Origin of the sequence: Palleronia sediminis, assembly GCF_004358695.1 — a bacterium.
Taxonomy (GTDB): domain Bacteria; phylum Pseudomonadota; class Alphaproteobacteria; order Rhodobacterales; family Rhodobacteraceae; genus Palleronia; species Palleronia sediminis.
This window is the reverse complement of the sequence record NZ_SNAA01000001.1, coordinates 264,577-282,951: the sequence shown is the minus strand read 5'-3', so window position 1 is coordinate 282,951 and position 18,375 is coordinate 264,577. Positions and strand designations below refer to the sequence as shown.

The window sequence follows — 18,375 nt, the reverse complement described above, 5'->3', positions numbered from 1 at the left end:
GCACCGGCCTCGGGAGCCCTGACTTGATCCGTTTCGTCCTTTCCATCCTCGGCGGGATCTTCACCCTTCTCACGCTCGGTGTCATGGCCGCGGCGATCGGGATCGGGGCGATCTTCTGGATCTACGGGCGCGATCTGCCCGATACCGACCAGCTTGCCCGCTATACGCCCCCGACGATCAGCCGCATCTATTCGCGCGAGGGGCGCATCATCGACGAGTTCGCCAAGGAACGCCGCCTGTTCACCCCGGCCGAGGAAATCCCCGAGCTCGTGAAAGAGGCGTTCATCTCGGCCGAGGACAAGAATTTCTACACCCATCAAGGCTACGATCCGCGCGGCATCCTCGCCGCCGCGCTGGACGCGGCGCAGGGCGGCGCCGTGCGCGGTGCCTCGACCATCACGCAGCAGGTGATGAAGAATTTCCTGCTGGGCGGCGAGCGGTCGGCCGAACGCAAGGTCAAGGAACTGATCCTCGCGGCGCGCATCGAAAAGACGCTGAGCAAGGACGATATCCTCGAGCTCTACCTCAACGAGATCTTCCTCGGGCAGAACAGCTTCGGCGTCACGGCCGCGGCGCAGACCTATTTCAACAAGCCCCTGACCGAGCTTTCCGCGCAGGAGGCCGCCTATCTCGCCGCGCTGCCCAAGGCGCCCTCGACCTATCACCCGGTGCGCGCCAAAGATCGCGCGCTCGAGCGGCGCAATTTCGTGCTGCGCGAGATGTTCGAGAACGGGTTCCTGACCGAGGACGAATACCGCACGGCACGCGAGGCGCCGCTTTTGACGGTGCAGAACGGCGATCTGCCCGGCTTCAAGGAACAGCTCCCTCCGCGCGACTATTTCACCGACGAGATCCGCCGCCAGCTCAGCCGCGATTTCGGCGAGGGCGAGTTCTTTTCGGGCGGGCTGAGCGTGCGCGCCACGCTCGACCCCGAATTGCAAAAGGTCGCCGCGGCGAGCCTGCAGCGCGCGCTCGAGCAATACGACCGCGGGCTGGGGCGCTGGCGCGGCACGGGCAAATCCATCCCCGCCGAGAAACTGGACGACTGGGAAGAGGCGCTCGGGGATGTAAATGTCGCCCGCGACATCGAGCTCGACAGCCCTTGGCGCCCCGCCGTCGTGCTGGACGTGGCCGAGAACACCCTGAGCCTCGGCATCGAGGGCGAAGGCGAGGGCACCGTGCCGCGCGACGATATCTCGTGGATCAAGGGCGATTTCTTCGACAATTTCGAACGCGGCGACGTGGTGCATGTGCGCGCGATGACCTCGGACGAGGATGGCAGCTTCATCCGCTGGACGCTGCGGCAGGTGCCCCGGGTCGAGGGCGCGTTCATGGCAATGGATGTCGATACGGGCCGCGTGCTCGCCATGCAGGGCGGGTTCAGCTACCAGCATTCGGTGTTCAACCGCGCGACCCAGGCCACGCGCCAGCCCGGATCGAGCTTCAAGCCCTTCGTCTATGCCGCGGCGCTGGATTCGGGCTTTTCGCCGGCGACGATCGTCGTCGACGCCCCGATCGAGATCAACACGCCGCAGGGGCTGTGGCGGCCCAAGAACTACTCCAACCGGTTCTACGGCCCGACGCCCCTGCGCACCGGGATCGAGCAGTCGCGCAACCTCATGACCGTGCGCCTCGCGCAGGAGGTCGGGATGGACGTGGTGGCCAGCTACGCCGAACGCTTCGGCGTCTACGACAACATGGGGCCGTTCCTCGCCAATTCGCTCGGCGCGGACGAGACGACGCTCTACAAGATGGTCGCCGCCTACGCGATGTTCGCCAATGGCGGCGAGCGGGTCGAGCCGACGCTGGTCGACCGGGTGCAGGACCGCTACGGCAAGACGGTCTATCGCCACGACCGCCGCGAGTGCCTCGATTGCGGCTCTGCGACGCTGCAGGCGGGCATGGCCCCGCGCATCGTGTCCAACCGCGAACGCGTCATGGATGCGATCACCGCCTACCAGCTCACCTCCATGATGAAGGGCGTGGTCGAACGCGGCACCGCCCGCGGCAAGGTCAATCTCGGCGTGCCGGTGGCGGGCAAGACCGGCACGACGAACGACGCCAAGGACGTGTGGTTCGTGGGCTTCACCAGCAATATCGCGGCGGGCTGCTATATCGGCTACGACCAGCCGCGTAGCCTCGGGCAGGGTGCCTCGGGCGGGGGCATGTGCGCGCCGGTCTTCGACCGCTTCATGAAGGCCGCGACCGAGAAATACGGCGGCGGTCCCTTTGCCGTGCCGCCGGGCGGCACCTTCATCAAGATCGACCGCTTCACCGGTGCGCGGCTCAGCGACGGGGCCAGCGGCAAGAACGTGGTAGCCGAGTATTTCCGCCTCGGCGAAGAGCCGGTCTTCGGCGTGGCCTTCGACGGGGGCTTTGCCATGGGGGCCAACCTGCCCCTCGTCGAAGAGGTCGGCGGCAACAGCGGGCAGGCGGTGCGCAACGCCACCGGCCAGCAGGTCGTGATCCCCAAGAAAAAGGCGACCTTCGGCACGCTCAGCTCGGGCGGGCTCTACTAGCGCCGGTTGCCGGAGCCTGCGGGCGTTGCTAGATCGTCACCACATTCAAGGAGCCCGCCCATGCGCGCAGAGACCCAGTCCGTGATCGACGCGATCGAGAATTCGCTGATGCTGCTGCGTCAGCGGATGGATTGGGAAACCGCGTCCTACCGCCTCGAAGAGTTCAACGCCCGCGTCGAGGATCCGACGCTCTGGGACGATCCCGACCGCGCGCAGGTGCTCATGCGCGACCGCCAGGCGCTGGTCGACGCGATCGAGCGCTACGAGACGATGGCGCAGGAGCTGTCGGACAACCGCGAACTGATCGAGCTGGGCGAGGCCGAGGGCGACGACGACGTGGTGTCCGAGGCCGAGGCCGCGCTCAGGGATCTGCGCGACCGCGCGGGGGCGGCCGAGATCGAGGCGCTGCTGAACGGCGAGGCCGACGGCAACGATACCTTTCTCGAGATCAACGCGGGCGCGGGCGGCACCGAAAGCTGCGACTGGGCGGCGATGCTGGCGCGGATGTATGTGCGCTGGGCCGAAAAACGCGGCTACAAGGTCGAGCTGCAATCCGAAAGCGCGGGCGACGAGGCCGGCATCCGCTCGGCCGCCTACAAGATCAGCGGGCCCAACGCCTATGGCTGGCTCAAGACCGAATCGGGCGTGCACCGCCTCGTGCGCATCTCGCCCTATGACAGCGCCGCGCGGCGCCATACCTCGTTCAGCTCGGTCTGGGTCTACCCGGTGGTCGACGACAATATCGACATAGAGGTAAACCCCGCCGATATCCGGCTCGACACCTACCGCTCGTCTGGCGCGGGCGGCCAGCACGTCAACACCACCGATTCGGCCGTGCGGATCACCCATATCCCCACCGGGATCGTCGTCACCAGTTCCGAGAAATCCCAGCACCAGAACCGCGATATCGCGATGAAGGCGCTGAAATCCAAGCTCTACCAGATGGAACTGGAACGGCGCCACGCCGCCATCAACGAGGCCCATGAACAAAAGGGCGATGCGGGCTGGGGCAACCAGATCCGGTCCTACGTGCTGCAACCCTACCAGATGGTCAAGGACCTGCGAACGGGCGTCGAGACCAGCGACACCCAAGGCGTGCTGAACGGCGCGCTCGACCAGTTCATGTCCGCGACGCTCGCGCTCGACGTGACCGGCAAGAGCCGTGCCGAGGCCGAGGCCGACGCCTGACCGCGCGACCCCGGCGCCGGTCCCGGCCGCGACCGCGGCGACCGGGTATTTGTGAAAGAGAAGAGAGAGAGAGGGGGCGGGGCCCCCGGCAGGGCCTCGCGCACGCGCGGCCCTTCTCTGTTTCCGCAAATACTCATCCCCGGCCGGCCATCCCGCGGGGCCGGGACGAAAACGGGCGCCCCGAGGGACGCCCGCCACATATCCGGCCGATGCGACGTCTCAGGCGTCGCCGCCCTCGCCGCCGCCCGAGGAGCCCGCACCCATCGGCCCGGCACCCGCGCCCTGGCTGCCCGGCGTGCTGGCCGGTCCCGCCGGCGGGGCCGAGCGGCCGGCGCTGCCGCTCGTGTTGAGCGGGTCGTCGCGCCGCGCGACCGAGCCCTCGAAATGGGCGCCGGATTCGATGGCGATGGTCTTGTGGATGATGTCGCCCTCGACCCGCGCGGTCGCGGTCAGCCGCACCTTGAGACCGCGCACCCGGCCGACGATCCGGCCGTTGATGACCACGTCATCGGCCATGACCTCGCCCTTCACGGTGGCCGATTCCCCGATCGTCAGCAGGTGGGCGCGGATATCGCCCTCGATATTGCCCTCGATCTGGATGTCGCCGGTCGTCTTGATGTTGCCCTTGATGACGAGATCGGTCGACAGGATCGACGCGGGCGGTTTCGCCTTGGAGGAAGAGGACGGCATGTCGCTGGGCGTTTTCTGCGCGGTCATGGAATTCTCGCTGGAAGGTTTGGAGACGGCCTCGCCGCCGCGTTTGGGGCCGGGCTCGTTGATCTTGCTCTTAGAAAACATCTTGCGCTGCCTTGATGTAGGTCATCGGGTTGACGGGCCTGCCGCCAACGCGGACCTCGTAATGAAGATGGGTTCCGGTCGATCGGCCGGTATTCCCCATAGCACCGATCCGGTCCCCGCGCGAGACCCTTTGGCCTTTCTCGACATGGATGGCGGACATGTGCGCATAGCGCGTCTCGATGCCGAACTCGTGCTGGATCTTGACCAGGTTGCCGTAACCCGACTGCCGCCCGGCGAAAGTCACGACCCCGTCGCCGGTGGTGTGGATGGGCGTTCCGTGGGCGCCGGCGAAGTCGGTGCCGTTATGCATCCGCCCCCAGCGGCGGCCGAATCCGCTGGTAAAGCGGAAGGACGACTGGACCGGCAGCGCGAAGGGCGCCTTTTCGGCCGCGATGCGATAGAGGTTCATGCGGTCGAGCTTTTCCAGCAGGGCGTTGGCGCGTTCCTCGTCGGGATCGGGGCCTTCGCCCTTGGTCGAAAAGCGCATCGGGGTCAGCGGGCCGCCCTGGCCCGAATAGCCGCGCCGCACCGTGTCGAGCAGCGATTGCGTGTCGAGCCCGGCATTGCGGAACATCTTGTCGAGCGGCTCGACCGAGATCGACAGCGCCTCTTCGAGCTGTTCGAAGATCTTGTCGTTGCGGTCCTGCGCCAGCCGCGCCTCGAAGACGAGATCCTGCGCGAAATCGGCGGATTCGTCGGCGTGGAGCGCCATCGCGTTCCGCTCTTCGGCGGTGCTGTCGAGGGCCGAGGCGAGGATGTCGATGGTGGCCTGGAACTCCTGCACGCGGGCCAAATCGCTCGCCCCGTCGCCCTCGCCGGCCAGCGCCGCGGCCAGTTCGCCGCGGGCGGCCCGCGCCTCGTCGCGCGCGATCACCGCGTCGCGCAGGTTGGCATAGGCGATCTCCATCCCGCGCTCGAGCTCTTCGCGCCGGGTTTCCGAGGCGAGCAGCTCCGATTGCATGGCGCTGATCCTGGTCAGCGCAGCCGAGAAACGGCCATGCGCGGCGTCGGCGGCGGCGATGGCCGCGTCGCGCTCGGTCGAGATCTCGTTGAGGCGGCTTTCATAAAGCGCCTGTTCGCGCGCGGCCTGGTCGCGGAAATGGCCGGAGCCGATCGAATCCATCAGCACCACCGCCGAGGCGATGATGGTCCAGCCGACGAGGACGGCACTGCCCGTGAGGGCGAAGAACTGGGTGGCGGGCGAGAGTCGGACGAAACGTGTTTCGGTATCGGAGCGGAGGAACAGGCGTCGTTCCGGAAAGGCGCGGAACAACGCGGCGCCAAATCGTCCAGTACCGTTCGACACGTGGCAAATCCTCTTGCTGTCCCGGTTTTCGACGGCGACCTCTGGGACGCTCGTTGGGGGCCTGACTACCGGCCCGGTCCGCGATCCGCAACGATTTTGGGCAAGAAGGGGGCCGATCACGGCCATCGGGGGGCATGTCGGCGGATATTTGCCCAAGTTCCGCCCCGTCATGCGCAAAGCCGCGCAGCGCGCGGCGGGGGCCTGCGGTCAGGTATCGCCCTCGGTTTCGATATAGATGACCGTGCCGCAATGCTTGCAATGGCTGGCGTCGCGGTCGTGCAGGCTGAGCCCGCAATTGGGGCAGGGCTGCTCGATCTTGGCGGGGCGATAGATCGCCTGGATGAGGTTGAGGAAGAACCCCACGCCGAACACCATGATGAAGATCGTCATGATCCGCCCGATCCGGTCGGTCAGGACGATATCGCCGTAGCCCGTGGTCGTCAGGGTCGTGATCGTGAAATAGGCCGCGTCCACATAGGTGTTGAGCGCCGGGTTGCGGTCATGTTCCCAAACCCAGACGAGGCTGGTCACGACAAAGACGAAGACGACGAGATTGGCCGCCGCCAGCGACACGCGCGAGTTGATCGAGACCGAGCGGAAGGCGCGGTCGATCTCGTGGGCGAGCCGGTAGCTGCGCACCAGCCGCAAGAGCCGCAGCACCCGCAAAAAGGCGAGGTTCGATCCCGCGACGATGGGCGCGGCGAGCGATATCAGCACCACGATATCGGCGAGGTTGGCCAGGTTGAGAAAGAACCTGGCCCGGTTGCCGGCGATGACGAAGCGCGCGGCGAGATCGGCGCCCACCACGATCCCGATGGCGATGTCTGCGGCAAGGATGGCCACGCCCATCTCGGCGGTCGCGGTGAACAGGAAATAGCCGACCGTCGCCACGTCGAAGATCGCCAGCGCGGCGCGGAACCGTCGCGGCCATGGGGCATCGGCCTCGTAGAGGCGGCGGATGCGGCCGCGCAGGCTCACAGGGCGCGGACGGCCTCGAGCACCTCGTCGACATGGCCCGGAACCTTGACCTTGCGCCATTCGCGCAGCACCCGCCCGTCGCGGCCGATCAGGAAGGTCGAGCGCTCGATCCCCATGAAGCTTTTCCCGTACATCTGTTTCTCGGCCCAGACGCCGTAGCGTTCGCAGACGTCGCTCTCGGCATCCGACAAAAGCGCGATCCTGAGCCCGTGCTTGTCGCGGAACTTGTCGTGTTTCGTCACCGGATCCTTGGACACGCCGAGGATCGTGGCGCCCGCGGCCGCGAAATCGTCGGCGCGCTCGGTAAAAGCGATGGCCTGCCTGGTGCAGCCCGAGGTGTCGTCCTTGGGGTAGAAATAGAGGACCACCGCACCGTCGATATCCGACAGGGCGACCTCGCCGCCGCCATCGCGGGGCAGGGTGAACTCGGGGGCGGGCTGGCCGGTCAGATCCATCTGGCATGTCCTTTCGGTGAAACGGGCGGCGCGGATACGCGCGGGCCGGAGCTTAGCGCCGCGGGGCGCCGTCGCAAACGTGTCTCGCGCAGGCAGGCGGTTTCTGCAATGCTGGCGCGCAGGGCGACCGGAACGGGCCATGCGAGCAGACCACCCCAGACCTTCCCCGCGCAGGACGTGGCGGCAGCGCCATGTCGCCGCGCTGCGCGTGACGCTGGGCCTTGCGCTGGGCATGGCGCTGGGGGTGGCGGCCATCGTCGCGGCGCTGGCGCTGAGCGAGACGCGGCTCACCGTGCCGCCGCGGCTGACCGACCGCATCGAGGCCCGGATCGACGCGCGGCTGGCCGGCATGGCGGTCGAGCTCGGTGCCATCGAGATCGGCATCGACCGCAGTTTCAAGCCGCGTCTGTGGCTGGGCGGCGTCGGCCTGCGGGCGGCGGACGGGACGCGGATTGCGGGGTTCGGCGACGTGGGCGTGGCGTTCTCGCCGCGCGCGGCGCTGTCGGGGCGGATCGCGCCGCGGGTGCTGCGCGTCAGCCGCGCCGAGCTCCTGGTGCGCCGCGATGCCGATGGCGCCTTCGAGCTGCGGTTCGGCGGGGGCGGCACGTTTCGCGCCGACAGCCCGGCCGCGATCCTCGCCGCCGCCGAGGCGCTGCTCGACCGCCCGCCGCTCGACCTGATCGACGAGATCGCGCTGGCCCACCTGGCCGTCGCCTTCGAGGACGCGGCCAGCGGCCGGGTCTGGCAGGTCACGGGCGGGGCTGCATCGCTGACGCGCGACGCGGCGGGGCTGCGGCTGGGGATGGAGGCCGAGATCTTCAACGGCTCGGACGACCTCGCCCGGCTGGATCTGTCGCTCGAGACCGCCGCACGCGACGACGGGGCGCGGTTGGGGCTGAGGCTCGAGGGGTTCGCCGCGCGCGACCTCGGCGACCTGGTGCCCGCGCTGCGCGGGCGGATGCCGCTCGACGCGCCGATCTCGGGCGCGCTCGACGCGCGGCTGGACGCGTCCGGGGCGATGGGCGCGCTGTCGGGTCGGCTCGACCTCGGGGCGGGCCGGGTGACGCCGGGCGGCGCCGCGCCCTTGCCCTTCGAGGCGGCCGACCTGGCCTTTTCCTACGATCCCGCCGCCGAGCGGATCGAGATCGAGGCGCTGCGCCTGCGCGCCCGCGCCGCCGAGGCCGATATCACGGGGCGGGTCTATCTGCGCGATCGCGTGGCGGGGGTGCCGCGCGCGGTGGTGGCGCAGATCGCGCTCGAGTGGCTGCGGCTCGCGCCCGGCCTCTTTCCCGAGGCGCTCGAGGCCGCGGGGGGGCTGGCCGACCTGCGCATCTCCTTCGATCCGTTTACCCTGACGCTGGGGCAGGCGGCGCTGCCCGATCCGGGCGGCGACCCGGCCCGAACGATCCGCGCGCGCGGCCGGGTCACCGCCGGCCCCGACGGCTGGGAAGGCGGGCTCGACCTCACCGCCGAGGCGCTGTCGGTGGCGCGGCTGCCGGGGGTGTGGCCCTTGCCAGCCGCGCCCCGCGCGCGCGACTGGGTGGCCCGGAACCTCGTCTCGGGCGAGGCGCGCGACCTGACCGTTGCATTGCGCCGCGCGCCCGGCGCGAGGGATATCGCGACCGGGATCAGCTTTGCCTTTCACGCGGCCGAGGCGCGCGCGGTGGGGTTCCTGCCGCCGATCACCGGGGGCGCGGGGTATTTCACGCTGGGCGAGGACCGGCTGGCGCTCAGGCTCGACGCGGGCACGATGACGCCGCCCGGCGGGGAACCCGTCGCCCTTGGCGGATCGACCTTTGCCATCCCCGACACCCGCGCGCGGCCCGCCCGCGGCGAGATCGCGCTGGCCGCCGCGGGGCCGGTCGGGTCGATCCTCGCGCTGCTCGACGCCGAGCCGATGTCGCTCTTGACGCGGGCCGGGCGGGGGCCGGACCTTGCCACGGGGCGGGCCGAGCTTGCCGCGACGGTGTCGGTGCCCCTGCGCCCCAACCCGCCGGGCGCGGCCATCGAGATCGCGGCCAGCGGCGACCTGTTCGACATCCGTTCGGAGCGGGCGATGCCCGGCCGCGTGCTGACGGCCGAGCGGTTGCGCCTTGCCGTGGGCGACGGGGCGCTGTCGCTCTCCGGCGCGATGGAGGTCGAGGGCGTGCCCTTTACCGGCAGTTTCCGCACCGCCTTTGCCGGGCCCGAGCGGGGGACCGGCCGGGTCGCGGGGCGGGTCGCGCTGAGCCCCGAGGGGCTGGCGCGGTTCGGGGTGGGCCTGCCGCCGGGGCTGGTCACGGGCCGGGGCGAGGGCGATCTGACCATCGAGCTGCGCCGCGACCGCCCGCCGCGCCTGACGCTCGAGACCGACCTGCGCGGGATCGGGATGCGCATCGCCGGCGTGAACTGGGCCAAGCGCCCCGACGAGGGGGGGCGGCTGAGGCTCGAGGGGCGGTTGGGCGAAAGCCCGCGCTTCGACACCTTTGCGCTGGACGCGCCGGCGCTCTCGGCGCGGGGGCGCGTGACCTTCGCGCCCGGCCCGTCCTTTCGCGCGCTGCGGCTCGACCGCGTGGTGCTGGGCGACTGGCTGGACGCGCCCGTGACCATCGAGGCCCGCGCGGGCGGGCCGCCCGCGATCCGGGTGCCGGGCGGCAGCATCGACCTGCGCCGCGCCGATCTGGGCAAGGCGGGCGGCGGCGGCGGCGGCGATGGCGGGAGCGGGCGCGGCCCGGTGGTGCTGGCGCTCGACCGGCTGCAACTGACCGATACGGTCGCGCTGACGCCCGCGCGGGTCGAGATCGCGCCGGGCGCGGCGCTGCAGGGGACGTTCCGCGGCAAGGTCAATGGCGGGGTCGAGATCGACGGGCAGCTCGAGGGCGGCGCGCAGGGCACCGCGATCCGCATCACCTCGCGAAGCGCGGGGGCGGTGCTGCGCGACGCGGGGCTTTTGAGCAACCTGCGCGGCGGCGCGATGGAGATCGTGCTGCGCCCGACCGGCATCCGCGGCGCCTACGACGGACGGGTCAGCGTGGATACCATCGTGCTGCGCGACGCCCCCGCCATCGCCGAGCTTCTGGCCGCGATCAGCGTCGTGGGGCTCGTGGACCAGTTGCAGGGGCAGGGAATCATCTTTGACCGGGTCGAGGCCGAGTTCCGCCTGACGCCCGATCTGGTGACGATCTACCGCTCGTCGGCCACGGGCCGCTCGATGGGGCTGTCGGTCGATGGCAGTTTCGATCCGCGCCGCAAGCTGATGGACCTGCAGGGGGTGCTTTCGCCGCTCTACCTCGTCAACCGGATCGGCGCGATCTTCACCCGCCGGGGCGAGGGGCTGTTCGGGGTCAATTTCACCTTGCGCGGGCCGGTCGATCGGCCGCAGGTAGCCGCCAACCCGCTCTCGATCCTGACCCCCGGCATGTTCCGCGAGATCTTTCGCCGTCCGCCGCCCGAACGTCCCGGCAACTGAAGGCCCGCCAGACCCGTGAAACTCAGCGATTTCAATTTCGACCTGCCCGAAGAGCTGATCGCCACCCGGCCCGCGCGGCCCCGGTCCTCGGCGCGGATGCTGGTGGCCGACGGCGCGCGCATCGCCGATTGCCGCGCCATCGACCTGCCCGAGTGGCTGGCCCCCGGCGATCGGCTGGTGCTCAACGATACCCGCGTCATTCCCGCGCGGCTGACGGGGCGGCGCGACCGGGCAGGGGCGGCGGGCGCGCGGATCGAGGCGACCCTGCTCGAGCCGCTGGCAGACGGGGCGTGGCGCGCGCTGCTCAAGCCGCTTCGCAAGGTGCGCGACGGCGAGACGCTGGTCTTTTCCGACGCGCTCTCGGCGGTGGTCGAGGGCCGCGAGGAGGGCACCGCGCGGCTGCGCTTCGACGCCGAGGGCGACGCCTTCGACGCGGCGCTCGAACAGGCCGGGGCGATGCCGCTGCCGCCCTATATCGCCGCCCGCCGCCCCGCCGATGCCCGAGATCACGAGGATTACCAGACGATCTGGGCGCGCCGGCGGGGCGCGGTGGCCGCCCCCACCGCGTCGCTGCATTTCGATGCCGCGCTGATGGCGGGGCTGGCCGCGCGCGGGGTCGATCTGACGCATGTGACGCTGCATGTGGGGGCGGGCACCTTTCTGCCGGTGAAGGTGGACGACATCGCGCAGCACCGGATGCATGCCGAATGGGGCGAGGTCACGCCCGAGGCGGCGGCGGCCATCGCCGCCACCCGCGCGGCGGGCGGGCGGGTGATCGCCGTGGGCACCACCGCACTGCGCCTCGTCGAGACGGCGGCGCGCGAGAATGGCGGGCGGATCGGCTCCTGGACGGGCGAGACCGACATCTTCATCACGCCGGGGTTCCGGTTCGCCGTGGCCGACGGGCTGATGACGAATTTCCACCTGCCGAAATCGACGCTGATGATGCTGGTCTCGGCCTTCATGGGGGTGGAGCCGATCCGCCGCATCTATGCCCATGCCATCGAGGAACGTTACCGGTTCTTCAGCTATGGCGACGCCTCGCTCCTGCTGCCCGGGGACAGGCCCGCGCGCTGATCCGCGGGGTCTTGTGCGGGTGCCCGGCCGGGCATGAGTATTTGTGGAAACAGAGACCGATGGGCAGGAGCGCGCCAATCGGTCCCGCCCCGCGCGCGATGAGGCTTGCCCATCGGGCGGGGGGGTGACATTGGCCGCGCGAACGACACGCGATGTCGGGAACGGGCGCGCGGCGCGCGCCCGGCCGTGCGTCATGTCCCGACCGACCGGAAGGAAGCCGCGATGATCTCAGTGCTGACGGGAACCTGGCCGCTCTTTCTCGGAATGGGGCTGCTCATGGTGGGCAACGGGATGCAGGGCACGCTGCTGGGCGTGCGCGGCGAGATCGAGGGATTCTCGACCTTCGAGATGTCGCTGGTCATGTCGGCCTATTTCGTGGGCTTTCTCGGCGGCTCGCAGCTTGCGCCGGGGGTCATCCGGCGCGTGGGCCATGTCCGCGTCTTCGCCGCGCTCGCCTCGCTGATCTCGGCGGTGCTGATCCTGTACCCGTCGCTCGATTACGCCTGGTCCTGGATCGCGCTGCGCATCGTCATCGGGTTCTGTTTCTCGGGGGTCTATGTCACCGCCGAGAGCTGGCTCAACAACTCGGTCACGAACGATAAGCGCGGACAGGCGCTGTCGGTCTACATGATCGTCCAGATGACGGGGATCGTCTCGGCGCAGGCGCTGGTCGTGACCGGCGATCCGTCGGGCTACATCCTGTTCATCGTGCCCTCGGTGCTGGTGTCGCTGTCCTTCGCGCCGATCCTTCTGTCGGCGACGCCCACGCCGGCCTTCGAGACGACCAAGCCGATGAGTTTCCGGCGGCTCTACGAGTCCTCGCCGCTGGGCTGCATCGGGATGCTGCTGTCGGGGGGGATCAACTCGTCGCAATTCGGCATGGCGGCGGTCTACGGCACGCAGATCGGGCTGAGCGTGCCGCAGGTCGCCACCTTTGTCGGCGCGATCTACCTGGGCGGGCTGCTGTTCCAGTATCCCATCGGCTGGCTGTCGGACCGGATCGACCGCCGCGCGCTCATCATGGCGTCGGGCGCGGTGGGCGGCATCGCCTGCGCGGCGGCGGTCGCCTCGGACGGCTCGCCCACCATGCTGATCGCCATGGGCTTCGTGCTGGGGGGCATGGCCAACCCGCTCTACGCGCTGCTCATCGCCTATACGAACGACTATCTCGACAACGAGGACATGTCGGCGGCCTCGGGCGGTCTGATCTTTCTCAACGGGCTGGGCGCCATCGCCGGCCCCATCGCCACCGGCGCGCTGATCGGGCTGTTCGGGCCGCCGGGGTTCTGGGTGCTGCTGGTCATCCTGTTCGGCGCCATCGCGCTTTATGCCGCGTGGCGGATGACGCGGCGCGCCGCGGCCGAGGATCCGGGCTCCTATGTCGCGATCAACCCCGGTGCGACGACCGTCGCGCTGACCGTGGCACAGGAATGGGTCGCCGATCAGCAGGAGGCCGAGGAGAGCAGCGAGGACGGCGATACTCCGCCGGCGCCGACGAATGCGGCTTGAAGCTTCACCATGCTTGCAATTCCATACGGTTGCGTCACCCTGCCGCGGGGGACGGCCATGCGAGGAGACATTGCGATGTCCACACCCGACGAGGTTCTGGGCTTCTGGCTGGACGAGGTTGGACCGTCCGGCTGGTATAACGGGTCCGAGGCGCTCGACGCCGAGATCCGCGACCGTTTTCTCGGCGACTGGGAGGCGCTGCGCGCGGGGGGGCTGTCGCTGTGGCTGACCGCGTCGCGCAGCGCGCTGGCCTATATCATCGTGGCCGACCAGTTCCCGCGCAACATGTTCCGCGACGATCCGCGGGCTTTCGCGCTGGATGCGATGGCGTTGTCGGCGGCCAAGGTCGCCATCTCGCGCCGCTGGGACCTGCGCATCGCCGAGCCGGAGCGGCAGTTCTTCTACTTGCCGTTGATGCATTCCGAGAACCTGTGCGACCAGGATCGCTGCGTGCGGCTGATGTCGATGCGCATGCCCGAGACGGGGGCCGAGAACCTGCTGCATGCGCGCGCGCATCGCGAGGTGATCCGCCGTTTCGGCCGGTTCCCGCATCGCAACGCCGCGCTCGACCGGCCGATGCAGCGCGCCGAGCGCGTCTTTCTCAATGCGGGCGGCTATGGTGCCCTGCTGCGCGACATGAAGGCCGACGCCTGAGCGAACGGCCCGCGAACCCGGCCGGGGCGACGGGGAGGCACCCGGCCGCCCCGGTCCGCGCATGAGGGGCGGCACCCGCTGGGGGCTGATCCTCGCCGTCTTCGTGGCCGGCCTGCTGGGGGCGGGGCAATTTGCCAAGATCGCGCTGGCGCTGCCCGCCACGGCCGAGGCCTACGGCCTGCCGGTGGCGGGGATCGCGTTCCTCGTGTCGATCACCGGGATCGTCGGGATCGCGGCGGGGGCGCTGGCGGGCGGGGTGGTCGCCGCGCTCGGCCCGCGCCGGGTCATGCTGGGCGCGCTCTGGTCGGGCGCGGCCCTGTCGCTGGTGCAGGTCGCGCTGCCGCCGCTCTGGCTGATGACGCTTTTGCGCATCGCCGAAGGGGTCAGCCATCTGGGCATCGTGGTCGCGGGGCCGACGCTGATCGCCGCCGCCGCGGGCGATCGCGACCGCCCGGTGGCCATGGGGATCTGGGCGATGTTCTTCGGGCTGGCCTTTGCCGCGGCGGCGATCCTCGTGCCGCCGCTGGTGGCGGCGGGTGGGCTGGCGGCGGTATTCGCGCTGCATGCCGGGGCGATGGCGCTTCTGGCCGCGATCCTCGCCGCCATGACCGCGCGGCAGGCGCGCCGCCCGCTGGTGCTGCGCCCCGTCGCGGTTCACGCGGCGATCTACGGGCGGGTCGACCGGGCGTTGCCGGGGGCGTGTTTCGTCTTTTACACCTTCCTGTTCGTCGCGCTGATCGCGCTCTTGCCGGATCTGCTCGGGCGGCCGGGCCTCGGCGCGGTGCTGCCGCTTCTCAACCTCGCGGGGACCTTCGCGGGCGGGTGGGCGTCGCGCCATCGCGCGCCCGCAGCGGTGATGGCGGTGGGGTTCGTGCTGTCGGGCGTCTCGGCCATGGCGCTCTGGGCGGGGTGGGGGCCGGCGCTGTGGGTGATGTTCGCGGCGACCGGGCTGGTGCCCGGAGGGGCCTTTGCCGCCATTCCGCATTACAACCTTTCCTCCGCCGACCGTGCGCTGGCCACGGGCGGCATCGCGCAGATGGGCAATGTCGGCACGACGCTGGGCACGCCGGTCCTGGCGATGGCGGCGATGTCGGGCGGGATGGCGGGGGTCTGGGGCGTGACGCTGGCCGTTTCGGTCGCCGGGCTCGTCGCGACGCTTGCGCTGGCCGCGCGGGCAGGGCGGGCCGGAACGACCGCCGCGCCCGCGCATTGAGCGTCGAAAGGAGATCGAACAATGCGTGCAATGCTACCCTGGGCCGCAATCCTCGTCATAGGCATCCTGATCGTGGCGCTGGTGCCCATGCTGTCGGATGCGCCGGCCGTCGATGCCGAGACGCCCGGCGTCTATCCCCAGTGGATCGTGCCGGTGGGCTATTTTACCGCGCTGATCGGCGCGGGCGGGTTGGCGGTGTCGTTCTTTCGCCGTTACGGCCGGTCCTGATCCGGCAGGGCGGCGCCGGTCCCGCCGTCTCGCGCGGGGCCGGACACAATCACCGGATCGTTCATGGATCGTTCCCGTTTTCCTGTAGAAACCCGGAGCGCCCGCGCCTATGTTCGGGCCTTGTGCCCCGGATGAGGTTCCAATGGCCGAGCTGAAGCAGATCGAGGTTCGCGGCGCGCGCGAGCACAATCTCAAGTCCATCGACGTGGATATCCCGCGCGACAGGCTGGTGGTCATCACCGGGCTGTCGGGTTCGGGCAAGTCGAGCCTCGCCTTCGACACGATCTATGCCGAGGGCCAGCGCCGCTATGTCGAATCGCTGTCGGCCTATGCGCGGCAGTTCCTCGACATGATGCAAAAGCCCGACGTGGATCACATCAGCGGCCTCTCGCCCGCGATCTCGATCGAGCAGAAGACGACGAGCAAGAACCCCCGCTCGACCGTCGGCACCGTGACCGAGATCTATGACTACATGCGGCTTCTGTTCGCGCGGGCGGGCACGCCCTATTCGCCCGCCACCGGCCTGCCCATCGAGGCGCAGCAGGTGCAGGACATGGTCGACACCGTCATGCGGATGGAGGAGGGGACGCGCGGATACCTGCTCGCGCCCATCGTGCGCGACCGCAAGGGCGAGTACCGCAAGGAGTTCCTCGAGCTGCGCAAGCAGGGGTTCCAGCGGGTCAAGGTGGATGGAGAGTTCTACGAGCTAGACGCGCCGCCCACGCTCGACAAGAAGTTCCGCCACGATATCGACGTGGTCGTGGACCGGATCGTGGTGCGCGAGGGGCTCGAGACGCGGCTGGCCGACAGTTTCCGCACGGCGCTGGACCTGGCCGACGGGATCGCCATCCTCGAGACCGCGCCGAAGGAGGGCGAGCCCGAGCGGATCACCTTCAGCGAGAATTTCGCCTGTCCCGTCTCGGGCTTCACCATTCCCGAGATCGAGCCGCGGCTGTTTTCGTTCAACGCGCCCTTCGGGGCCTGCCCGGCCTGCGACGGGCTGGGGGCCGAGCTGTTCTTCGACGAGCGGCTGGTGGTGCCCGACCAGAACCTCAAGATCACCGACGGGGCCATCGCACCCTGGCGCAAGGGCAAGTCGCCCTATTACACGCAGACGATCCAGTCGATCGCCAAGCATTACGGGTTCAAGCTGTCGACCAAGTGGAAGGATCTGCCCGAGGCGGTGCAGCAGGTGTTCCTCTTCGGCTCGGGCAAGGAGGAGATCACGTTCCGTTACGACGAGGGCGGGCGCGTCTACCATGTCGCGCGCCCCTTCGAGGGGGTCATCCCCAACATGGAGCGGCGCTATCGCGAGACCGACTCGAGCTGGATCCGCGAAGAGTTCGAGCGTTACCAGAACAACCGCCCCTGCAAGGTCTGCGACGGCTACCGGCTGCGCCCCGAGGCGCTGGCCGTCAGGATCGCGGGCAAGCATGTCGGCGAGGTGGTGCAGCAATCCATCCGCGAGGCCCATGAGTGGTGCGAAAGCGTGCCGCAAAGCCTGACCGCGCAGAAGAACGAGATCGCGCGCGCCATCCTCAAGGAGATCCGCGAGCGGCTGGGGTTCCTGAACAACGTGGGGCTCGAATACCTGACCCTGTCGCGCAACGCGGGCACCCTGTCGGGCGGCGAGAGCCAGCGCATCCGCCTTGCCAGCCAGATCGGATCGGGGCTGACGGGGGTGCTGTACGTGCTCGACGAGCCCAGCATCGGGCTGCACCAGCGCGACAACGACCGGCTGCTGACGACGCTCAAGAACCTGCGCGACCAGGGCAATACCGTGATCGTGGTCGAGCATGACGAGGAAGCCATCCGCGAGGCCGATTACGTCTTTGACATCGGCCCCGGCGCGGGCGTGCATGGCGGGCAGGTCGTGGCCTCGGGCACCCCGCAGGAAATCATGGACACCCCGGCCAGCATCACCGGCGACTACCTCGCCGGGCGGCGCGAGATCCCCGTGAACCCCGACCGCCGGCCCGGCAACGGCAAGGCGATCACGGTCGTCAAGGCCAGCGGCAACAACCTGCGCGACGTGACCGTCGATTTTCCGCTGGGCAAGTTCGTCTGCGTGACCGGCGTGTCGGGCGGCGGCAAATCCACCCTGACCATCGAGACGCTGTTCAAGACCGCGTCCATGCAGCTCAACGGCGCGCGCCAGACGCCCGCCCCCTGCGAGACGATCAAGGGGTTGCAGCATCTCGACAAGGTCATCGACATCGACCAGCGCCCGATCGGGCGCACGCCGCGGTCGAACCCGGCGACCTATACCGGGGCCTTCACGCCCATTCGCGACTGGTTCGCGGGCCTGCCCGAGGCCAAGGCGCGGGGCTACAAGCCCGGCCGCTTCAGCTTCAACGTCAAGGGCGGGCGCTGCGAGGCGTGCCAGGGCGACGGGGTCATCAAGATCGAGATGCATTTCCTGCCCGACGTCTATGTGACCTGCGAGACCTGCGGCGGCGCGCGCTACAATCGCGAGACGCTCGAGGTCAGGTTCAAGGGCAAGAGCATCGCCGACGTGCTCGACATGACGGTGGAGGATGCGCAGGAATTCTTCAGGGCGGTGCCGTCGATCCGCGAAAAGATGGATGCGCTGTGCCAGGTGGGCTTGGGCTATATCAAGGTCGGGCAGCAGGCCACGACGCTTTCGGGCGGCGAGGCGCAGCGCGTCAAGCTCAGCAAGGAGCTTGCGCGCCGCTCGACCGGGCGCACGCTCTATATCCTCGACGAGCCGACCACGGGGCTGCATTTCGAGGATGTGAAAAAGCTGCTCGAGGTGCTGCACCAGCTTGTCGACCAGGGCAACTCGGTCGTGGTGATCGAGCATAACCTCGACGTCATCAAGACCGCCGACTGGCTGATCGATATCGGCCCCGAAGGCGGCGATGGCGGCGGGCAGCTCGTCGCGACCGGCACCCCCGAAGAGGTGGCCGAGATCGCCGAAAGCCACACGGGCCATTATCTCAAGCCCATGCTCAAGCCGCGCAAACTGGCCGCCGAATAGG

13 protein-coding genes are annotated in these 18,375 nt (G+C 69.4%); 9 read left to right on the top strand and 4 right to left on the bottom strand.

All coding sequences use genetic code 11. From position 1 onward, the window contains the following. Positions 1-23: 23 nt before the first annotated feature. Both E2L08_RS01485 and prfB read left to right on the top strand, forming a co-directional pair. Positions 24-2,519 (top strand): penicillin-binding protein 1A, encoded by a 2,496-nt coding sequence (locus E2L08_RS01485; RefSeq protein ID WP_133395268.1) that lies wholly within the window; start codon positions 24-26, stop codon positions 2,517-2,519. Positions 2,520-2,579: 60 nt separating this feature from the next. Further along, a complete protein-coding gene (prfB, locus tag E2L08_RS01480) occupies positions 2,580-3,707 on the top strand; it encodes a peptide chain release factor 2 (protein WP_133395267.1) in 1,128 nt (375 codons plus the stop codon). A 219-nt stretch (positions 3,708-3,926) separates the two neighbouring features. On the opposite strand, the gene E2L08_RS01475 is transcribed toward prfB, so the two are convergent. From E2L08_RS01475 to E2L08_RS01460, 4 genes are all read right to left on the bottom strand, one after another. Then, complete coding sequence (locus E2L08_RS01475) at positions 3,927-4,505, bottom strand: bactofilin family protein (RefSeq protein ID WP_133395266.1); 579 nt, start codon at positions 4,503-4,505, stop codon at positions 3,927-3,929. Continuing rightward, entirely contained in the window at positions 4,495-5,811 is a 1,317-nt protein-coding gene (locus E2L08_RS01470) for a M23 family metallopeptidase (RefSeq protein ID WP_240757915.1), read from the bottom strand. Before E2L08_RS01470 ends, E2L08_RS01475 begins: the two co-directional genes overlap by 11 nt. A 207-nt stretch (positions 5,812-6,018) precedes the next feature. After that, positions 6,019-6,789 carry an ion channel gene (locus E2L08_RS01465; RefSeq protein ID WP_168771016.1) on the bottom strand — a complete coding sequence of 257 codons (771 nt, stop codon included), beginning with the start codon at positions 6,787-6,789 and terminating at the stop codon, positions 6,019-6,021. Then, positions 6,786-7,244 carry a peroxiredoxin gene (locus tag E2L08_RS01460; protein ID WP_133395263.1) on the bottom strand — a complete coding sequence of 153 codons (459 nt, stop codon included), beginning with the start codon at positions 7,242-7,244 and terminating at the stop codon, positions 6,786-6,788. The genes E2L08_RS01465 and E2L08_RS01460 overlap by 4 nt, the downstream gene beginning before the upstream one ends. Before the next feature lie 139 nt (positions 7,245-7,383). Here E2L08_RS01460 and E2L08_RS01455 point away from each other — a divergent pair, with 139 nt between their 5' ends. The 7 genes from E2L08_RS01455 (at position 7,384) to uvrA (ending at position 18,374) form a co-directional block, all read left to right on the top strand. Then, positions 7,384-10,692 carry an AsmA-like C-terminal region-containing protein gene (locus E2L08_RS01455; protein ID WP_133395262.1) on the top strand — a complete coding sequence of 1,103 codons (3,309 nt, stop codon included), beginning with the start codon at positions 7,384-7,386 and terminating at the stop codon, positions 10,690-10,692. A 15-nt stretch (positions 10,693-10,707) separates the two neighbouring features. Further along, positions 10,708-11,769, top strand: coding sequence for a tRNA preQ1(34) S-adenosylmethionine ribosyltransferase-isomerase QueA (gene queA, locus E2L08_RS01450; RefSeq protein ID WP_133395261.1), 1,062 nt, complete (start codon positions 10,708-10,710; stop codon positions 11,767-11,769). Positions 11,770-11,991: 222 nt separating this feature from the next. Next, positions 11,992-13,278: an MFS transporter gene (locus E2L08_RS01445; protein ID WP_133395260.1), complete on the top strand. Its 1,287-nt coding sequence runs from the start codon at positions 11,992-11,994 to the stop codon at positions 13,276-13,278. 75 nt (positions 13,279-13,353) lie between these two features. Then, positions 13,354-13,932 (top strand): DUF924 family protein, encoded by a 579-nt coding sequence (locus E2L08_RS01440; protein WP_133395259.1) that lies wholly within the window; start codon positions 13,354-13,356, stop codon positions 13,930-13,932. 61 nt (positions 13,933-13,993) lie between these two features. Further along, on the top strand, positions 13,994-15,145 hold the full coding sequence (locus tag E2L08_RS01435; protein WP_133395258.1) for an MFS transporter: 1,152 nt from the start codon (positions 13,994-13,996) through the stop codon (positions 15,143-15,145). Between the two features lie 21 nt (positions 15,146-15,166). Continuing rightward, a complete protein-coding gene (locus E2L08_RS01430; protein WP_133395257.1) occupies positions 15,167-15,373 on the top strand; it encodes a hypothetical protein in 207 nt (68 codons plus the stop codon). 142 nt (positions 15,374-15,515) lie between these two features. Continuing rightward, positions 15,516-18,374, top strand: a complete 2,859-nt coding sequence (uvrA, locus tag E2L08_RS01425) for an excinuclease ABC subunit UvrA (RefSeq protein WP_133395256.1) — start codon at positions 15,516-15,518, stop codon at positions 18,372-18,374. The last annotated feature ends 1 nt before the right edge of the window (position 18,375 follow it).